This window comes from Clostridium sp. CTA-19 (genome assembly GCF_054767855.1).
Genome location: NZ_BAAABH010000058.1, coordinates 1 through 8425 on the forward strand (window position 1 = coordinate 1; position 8425 = coordinate 8425).

The window sequence follows — 8425 nt, forward strand, 5'->3', positions numbered from 1 at the left end:
TAGATATAACAATGAGAGAATACACTCTTCAATTGGATATGTTACACCACACGAATATTATCTTAAGAATTTAATGTGTGTTTAAAAATTTAAGCATATATTAGTATAAGTTAAGTTTGTCCAATTAGAGGGGAGCCGTCCGACAGTTGGAGGATATTACTAGTCACTTCATTCCTAGTAATACTAAACGTAATTTTTAGTTTAGTTTTATCTAAAGATTTAAGCAAGCAATTCCTCTAAGCATTGGCTCCATCACAAATGGGACAGGCACGGTAAATTTATTCTCTTCGTTAAAATTTGATACTCTCCTAATTTTATATTTCTACCTAAACTTTCAAAGCCAGTCTCAAACAATTCAAAAGAAACTGGCAGTCCAGTTTCCTCCATCATTGTCAATTGTCAAATGTCCATTGTCAATTTTTTAAAAATCATTTTCAGAAAGTGGTTGCCACTTTCCCCCTAAACTCTTAATTATTAATTCTTAACTCTTAACTCTTTTAAGGGGGACTGGATAACTTGTTTTATTTACGGTAATTAAATTTAAAGAGCTACTCTTCTATCTACTATTCTTCTTATCTTACCTGTTCGTCCTACTCTTTCTATTCCGAAGGGTGGTAATATTTCAATTTTTAAATCGTTAATTAAATTTTTTTTATAATCTATTCCTAAGCTTCTAATATTACTTTTTAAAGAAGTTACTATTTTCTCCTTTAATATGTCCCCTTTTAAAGCCATATCCTTATCTTTTGTTTCTATTTTAAATGTTACATCTCTCATTTCATCTACATTATCAACCACCACTTGAAAGAAAGGTGAAACTTCATTAACATTTTTTAATGCCTCATGTACATCATTTATATATATATCTGATACATTAAATCTTATAACATCATCAGTTCTTGACAATAATTTAAACTTCTTTGAAGTTCTTCCACAGGCGCATGGTTCATCAATCCACTGAATGCTATCTCCAAGTCTATATCTTATTATAGGATTAAGAAACCTCCTTAAGGTTGTTACAATTGCATCTCCATTTTTATCTCTTTCAACATAACACCAATCATTCATAACATGATGTTCAGTTCCCTTACAACATTCACATTGAAATCCTATGGGGCCAACTTCTACTGCTGCATATCCAAAGGATGCTATCTTTCTTGCACCAAATACCTTCTTTACATATTCCTGTGCTTTTAATGGCATATGCTCTCCTGCATAGAATATTTTTTCTAATTTAATATTTTCGTTTAATTTTTCTACCTCTTGAGCTAAAAGTATAATGTTTCCTGGAAGACTTATAAGTACATTAGGTTTAAATTTTTTTAGATACTCTATACTTTCCTTTTCAGGTTGATTAGCCGTTAGTGATAATATTTTACAGCCTGTTTCTTCTAGCCCTTCATTTACTGCTGGGAAAGCTGTCCAAAGGGCTCCTGCTTTCATATAGTTAACTGCAAAATCATTTTTATCTATACCAACAGCTCTAAAACCTTCTCCAAATATTTTTTTAGACTTTTCAAATTCCTCATTAGAATAAGCTACATACTTCATTTTACCTGTAGTTCCTCCAGCTGAAAAAACATAAGAACTTTCCATATTTCCTGTAATCATATCATTACTTTTATCTATACTATTTTCATAAATATGCTTTTTTTCAAGTATAGGAACATTTTTAAAATCCTGTAAACTTTTTAATGGAAGAGATACATCTTTATAAAACTCTTTATAAAATGGTGATTTTACAGCCTCATTAATAAGAGAATTTAATCTCCAGAGCAATATATCATCTTTTTTATCTTTATTAACATACTCAATTCCTAAATCATCTATCTTAATATTTTCTTTATTTATAAATCTTACAAGTAAATTAGTTATATACATTCCATCATGAGGTAAAGAGTCATCTTCACTTTTATTCATAGCTCCTGGTCTACAAAATCTCATTACTCCAAAATCAATTAAATCTTCAATTATATCTTGAACCCCATCATTACATGCTATAGCTAATGTAGACATATAATATTTTAAAAGTTTTATGTTTCCATCTAAAATATCTTTATAACTATCAACTACATTAACATATATAGTTCTATTTAGAGGGCAATCAGAAATATTATTTTTTTCTTCCATAATTATAGTATGATTTGCATTTTTACCTTCTAGCACTAACGCCCTATTATTAAATTCCTCCCATTTTGCAATTTCTCTTTTCTTTCTTATCTCAACAGCGTAATCTATATCCAATTGATTTTGAGGAAATTCTTTACCCTTTTCTTCTAAAGCATCATATAAATAATTAACAAAGTTTTTAACATCATTACTATTTTCTATAAATATATTTTGACAGCTTGTACATGCCCTTTGTTCCCAAAAAACTATGTCATCAGCAAAGTTCATTGCAGTTTCTCTTAATTCAAAATCATTTAAACCTTTACACACAATGCCAAAGCTTATTTTAGGACCAAAAGAATAAAGCTGAGTATTAACGGATAATCCATTTTTGTAATTTTTCACTGCTTCTTCTCCACCAAATAAAAGTATAGCATCAAAGCTATTTTTAGCAATTTTATCTAAAGCTTTATTACTGCTTTTCCAATAGGTAATTGCTATATATGGAGTAATTGCTTTATCTACATCTACTTCATCTAATGCTTTATAAAATAATGTTGGAAATAAAAAATCTTGACTAGAAACCTTTAATATATTTATATTTTTTGTTATTATTCCCATAATTAGTGAATCTATTGAACCTAAAAATATATTTCCTGCTGCTATATGAAGAACTGAACCAACTGGAACTGCCCTAGTCATTTTAGACTGTCTATCTTTTGTAAAATTATCTAAACAATGATAATCTCCAAGACTCTCCAATCTTAATTTTAGGGAATTTATGCTTAACATTTCTTTAAGGGACTCTATTCCCATATCAACCATTGAAGGAGAATAACTAATTAATTTAGGCATTTTCTCCATTATTTCTTTATAATAATCTCCATTTTTATCACATAATTTGTATGCAGTTTTTTCTAAAATATAAAGTATTTTATCTATAGGCGTATTGTTAAATTCTTTAGATTTTTTTCTTAAAAAAGCTGAATTAAAATGTTCATTTGCTTTCTCTTCTGTTAATTCTCCTTTTATATCTAACTGCTTTCCAAAACATATATGTTTAAAATCTTCTAATCTCATACCCTTACCCCCATGTAATCTAATCACTTAGCTATTTAGTATTTCCTGTGCTGCAATGGCGCAACCTTTATGCTTAGTTACTCCACCTCGTCGTATTCTTTCAATATAATCTCCCTTTATTCCACAAGGGCAGTCCTTTTTAATTACAACTAAATCCGTTGATAATACTGATAGATTAGGTTGTGCTGTATTATATGGCGTTATAAGTTGTAAAAGTCCTTCTTCTCCATATGACCTTTTCTTAAAAGTTATAGGATCCCTTGCAACTATTCTACTGTAAATAGGTGCATGTAAATGTCCTTCACTACATGAACAATAAGGAACTCCATGTTCTGCCATACCATAAGTATCTCTTATATTTTCACGTTTAAGACCAATATTTTTTTCTATATAATCCATAAAATCATTTAGTGACATACTTTTCCCTAAATGATTTTTCCAACCTCCCCCAGCTATTATGAACGAATCTTTGTGAACTTTAATTTTCCCATAACTCTCCTTGATTTCTTCTACCATTTTATACATAAATGCCGGAAATCCTAATAATCTTACAGGCGCTTCATTACCTAGTTCTTTAAAAATTTTAGCCCACTTTTTACTATCAAAAACGAACTCACCTTTATCTTCATCCCATTCAATCATCCAATTAACAGATAATGCAGGTGCAAGTCCTAAAATTTGCTCATCACTCCAGCTTGTCCCAACATTTTCTGCTTTTTTTATATCATATGAAAATAAGAAGTAATGTACTGGAGTATCACTCTTAAAACCTATAGCATTGAATGTATTTTCTGCTAAACTTTGTAGCCTAGAAAATGAATTTTTATCAAGGAATAATTGAGTTTTTTGACCATTAGTTCCTGAACTTGTTAAGATAAGTTCTAAATCATCCTTTTTAAAATTGCAAAAACCATTTATTTTCATAGTTCCAACAAATAAATTAGGGATATTATCTATATCCTCAATTGTACTTAAACTATTAATATTAAAATCTTCTCTTTCTGCTAAATATTTAATATATGGTTGATTATCAAGTTGAAATTTATAATTTTCATCTATAGCCTTTACAAACAATTCCTCTGTTTCTTTTGTAAAATTAAAAGCATCTTCCCTATTACATAACATATCTATGTTATTAAATTTCATATACTAATCCTCCTTTTTCTATTAAAATCAATATCCCATTCTTTTACATTATCAACTAAAGCATTTCCTATAACAGAATCTGCATATATTTTTTCATAATTAATTTCATCATTAATATATTGAAGTATCAATTCATCCTCATCACCATCTCCAGGCATAATGCCTGCAAAACAAAACCCAAATTGCTCCATCTTATCCCATATATATAGGCTACTTTTATTACAAAGTTTTAATCTTAAAAATATTGTTTTTTTCCCCTCAAAATATAATTTATTAAATTGATTTAATATCTTATTCATCTCATCTTTAGCAAATTCATTTACATATATTGTTCCTGTATCATATTCATCTACAATAGTTTTTATAGAAGTAACCTCTGAAAAACTTTTATTATCATCTTCTAGTTTTTTAAATACTACTTTCACGCCTAAATTATCATATATGTCATTAATAATTTCTTTATATTTTTCTAGTGTATAAATATATTTTTTACGTTGTCTTTTTAAATATTTATATTTTATGATAAGACTTTCTCTTTTTTCGTTTTTATCATGTATATCTCTAAATTTCAAAGCTGTAATTTTTGATAGAAGTAAAGCACAATCCTTAAATCCATTACTTTCTGCTGACTTTTGAGAATATGTATGACTTGTTACTGCATGTACATATATTCCTACATCTCCTCTTTTTTTGCTTTCCTCTATTACAAACCTTGTTAAATCTGTAAGGCACCCTCTCCCCCTAAATTTAGGGTCCACAAAAGCATGTGAAATTTCACATATATTAGGTTTTTGAAAGTATTCTAGAGCTATGTGTCCAATTACATTATTCCTTTCATCTAATGCTATATAAGATATTATTCTTTCTTCATGATTTAATTTCTCTATCATAGATTTATCATAGATATATTTGTGTATATATGAATTTCCATAAGTTCTATAAGCACAATTTACTATTCCTTCAGCTTCATTTTCTAACCTTTTTATTGTTATTTTCCTTTTTTCATCAGGCAATTCTCCTGAATTAATCCCTAAATCATAGTCAAGTTTATCTTTGACTTTTTTAGTTATTAATATCATGAATTCTTTTAGCAAAGTATCACCTCTCAAACGACATATTATTTTCTTTTAAACCAATAAACCTTTTTATACCATATAAGCCAGATTATATTATAATTGTTTAATTTTTCTTTTGCAAGTTTTCCCTTCTTTTTTTTGTTTTAAGAATTGCTTCTTTCAGTTTTTCTGTATGTTTTTTAATAAAAATAAATCTATAAAAGAATAATATCCTTTTATAGATTTATTTTTTATATAATGTAATTTATATTTTCTTTACCCCATAGTTCACTTATACTTTTAGTGAAAAATTCTTTATAGTTTTTCATTTCTTCATTTGTATAAATATACTTACCATATCCAAATTGTCCATATTTAAATTTCCTTAACTCCTCTTCCATAGGTAATGTTGTTTTAGGAAAGACTTTTAATATATTTTCCTTTGCTCTTTTCGTAAATCTATGAGAAATAACTTCAAACATTATGTTATTGTTATCCATTATAGATTTTGTGTACTTTAACATATCATAATATTTTTCTTCATAGCCTTCATCAAGAAAAACTGGTGCAATTATAAAACCTATAGGATAACCTGCGTCACTTACTTTTTTGGCTGCAGCTATTCTACCTTGAAAGTCCTCTGATTTATGTTCGTACTTTCTTATAGCTTCATTTATATTTATGCTAAATCGAATTGTTGTTCTTCCATTATGTTTTGCATTTAATAGACTATCAACTTCTGTAAATTTTGTAACAAATCTAAATAGAGATTTATCATTAGCTCCAAAATATTCAATGGCATCTTTTAATGCTCCTGTATAAGCTTCTACCGGTATTGGGTCTGAGGTCGCTGCACCTTCGAATATTGTTATGTCTGGTTTTCTTTCTTCTATATATTTCCCTGCTTTTTCTAAAATTTCATCTGTATTTACATGGATTTTTATGTATGGTTTCTTACCCATCTGAGTATTTAAATAACAATATTCACACATTCCCATACATCCACTTACTAATGGAAGTTGATAATGAGCAGATGGTTTGCAACTTTGAAAATCTAATTTTTTTCTTACTCCAACTACTAAGGTGCTCTTACCTTCTAAAAACATTTCTTTATCTGTTTTTCCTGGTATGCCTGTTATTCTACCATTTTTTGAATACTTTATTTCAACATCTTGATTTTTAAATAACTTAAGTAGCTCCTGACCTTTTTCATAATTTAATGCTGCTTCTTCAAAAATAACTCTTTTTGGATTAAACAAATTTTACACCTCTCTCTTGTGTTGAATAATTGTATAAAAATACACTGTTTAACTTAAGTCTATACAGAATATCTTTGTTATAAGCTTTAGATAGTTAAAAGTTAATTGTGAATTGTCCATTGTCAACTGTGAATTTTTTATTATATTATCTATAGTATTACTCATTTTTCTAAATAAGATTACTTTATTTTTTATTATATTAAGAATAAATCTACACTCTAACTTATATATTTTAATAGACAAGCTATATTTTTAATGGCAAAAGTCAAATAAATATATATATATTAAATTATGGGGGAGATTTTTTTGAAAAAGAGACTAGCTTTAATCTTTCAGACAGCTACTGTTTTTGTTGGTACTATTGTAGGGGCTGGCCTTGCATCAGGACAAGAAATAACTCAATTTTTTACAACCTATGGGTTTAAAAGTTTTTTTGGGTTATTAATTTGTGCAGCTTTTTATATTTTAGTTAGTTCTGCAATGGTATCAATTAGCTTAAAATTTAACTTAAATTCATATTCAGATTTTATAACTCTTGTTAGTCCTGGTTTCTTAGGAAAAATTACAGATTTATTAACTGGTTTGTTTTTAATTGCTGGGGCTTCTATAATTCTTGCTGGAGGAGGTGCACTATTAAAACAATACTTTGGTATTCCTAGAGTGGTTGGTGTAATTATTATGGCTGTTATTTCACTTTTCACTTTACTTAGAGATACAAAAGGTCTTATAACTATAAACACTCTTATAGTTCCTTCTTTAACTACTATAATAATTGCTGTATTTTTATTTTACTTAATAAATCATGGTGATATTATGTCCATTGATTATATGCAAAGTGTAAGAACTTTTAAAAATGAAATTATCCCTGGACAATGGATTGTTTCATCTTTTTTATACGCTGGTTTTAATATGTTATTCAGTAGTGGTGTTTTAGTTCCGTTAAGTAAAGAAATGAAAAGCAAATCTATAATAATAACCGGTGCATCAATTGGCGCATTGCTTTTAACATTACTAGCCTTTTTAATTAATTCAATGTTGCTTGTTAACATACCAGAAATTTTTCAATTTGAAATTCCATTATTGCATGTTGCCAGCAAGTTTGGAACTTTAATTCAATTATTACTTCTTGCTGTTATTTGGTGTGAAATGTTTTCTACAGAAGTTTCTGATATATATAGCGTTGGAAAAACTCTAGAGCAAAAATATAAAATACCTTATAAAATAGGAGTGATTCTAGTTCTTCTTGTAGCTCTACCTATTTCTCAATTAGGTTTTAAAAATTTAATAACATATCTTTATCCTGGATTTGGAGTAATTAGTTTAGTATTTGTATATCAAATATTTAAATTTTATTTTAAACATTGCAAGTAATAAAGAGGAAGAAGATCCTATTTAAATTTATTCATAAAATCTTTGTTATTAGTTCTGAAAAAACACGTAAAACTATATTGAAAAATGGACAATGGACAAAGGACAATTGACAATGTTAGTTGAAACTGGACTACCAGTTTCTTTTTTAATTTAAGGGAGTAAAATTTGAGTTTAGGATATAAAACAAACAAAAGCTAAAATCTAATTTTACAGCCGTAACAAATTTTATAATTGACATTTGACAATGGACAATTGACAACTCATAGGCCCCCGTGGAAAAGTAGACTCATAATTCGAATGGAACTATACTAGGATTAATGAATGGAGGGGTGCATTATGAGTGGAAATTTTATTAGAAAATATACTGAAGAAGAAAGAATGAAAATTGTAGAAGAGGCTTTAGCA

5 protein-coding genes are annotated in these 8425 nt (G+C 28.0%); 1 reads left to right on the forward strand and 4 read right to left on the reverse strand.

Annotated elements, in window-relative coordinates; all coding sequences use genetic code 11:
- Positions 1 to 540: 540 nt before the first annotated feature.
- The 4 genes from ACYUE0_RS17240 to splB all read right to left on the reverse strand — a co-directional run bounded on the left by ACYUE0_RS17240 (position 541) and on the right by splB (position 6649).
- Positions 541 to 3189, reverse strand: a complete 2649-nt coding sequence (locus ACYUE0_RS17240; protein WP_460271830.1) for an aldehyde dehydrogenase family protein — start codon at positions 3187 to 3189, stop codon at positions 541 to 543.
- Positions 3190 to 3216: 27 nt separating this feature from the next.
- Complete coding sequence (locus ACYUE0_RS17245; RefSeq protein ID WP_460271832.1) at positions 3217 to 4335, reverse strand: LuxE/PaaK family acyltransferase; 1119 nt, start codon at positions 4333 to 4335, stop codon at positions 3217 to 3219.
- Positions 4332 to 5429: a GNAT family N-acetyltransferase gene (locus ACYUE0_RS17250; protein ID WP_460271834.1), complete on the reverse strand. Its 1098-nt coding sequence runs from the start codon at positions 5427 to 5429 to the stop codon at positions 4332 to 4334. The genes ACYUE0_RS17245 and ACYUE0_RS17250 overlap by 4 nt, the downstream gene beginning before the upstream one ends.
- 212 nt (positions 5430 to 5641) lie before the next feature.
- Positions 5642 to 6649 carry a spore photoproduct lyase gene (gene splB / locus ACYUE0_RS17255; RefSeq protein WP_460271836.1) on the reverse strand — a complete coding sequence of 336 codons (1008 nt, stop codon included), beginning with the start codon at positions 6647 to 6649 and terminating at the stop codon, positions 5642 to 5644.
- A 306-nt stretch (positions 6650 to 6955) separates the two neighbouring features.
- On the opposite strand from splB, the gene ACYUE0_RS17260 reads away from it, so the two are divergent.
- Complete coding sequence (locus tag ACYUE0_RS17260) at positions 6956 to 8020, forward strand: YkvI family membrane protein (RefSeq protein WP_460271838.1); 1065 nt, start codon at positions 6956 to 6958, stop codon at positions 8018 to 8020.
- Positions 8021 to 8425 lie beyond the last annotated feature (405 nt).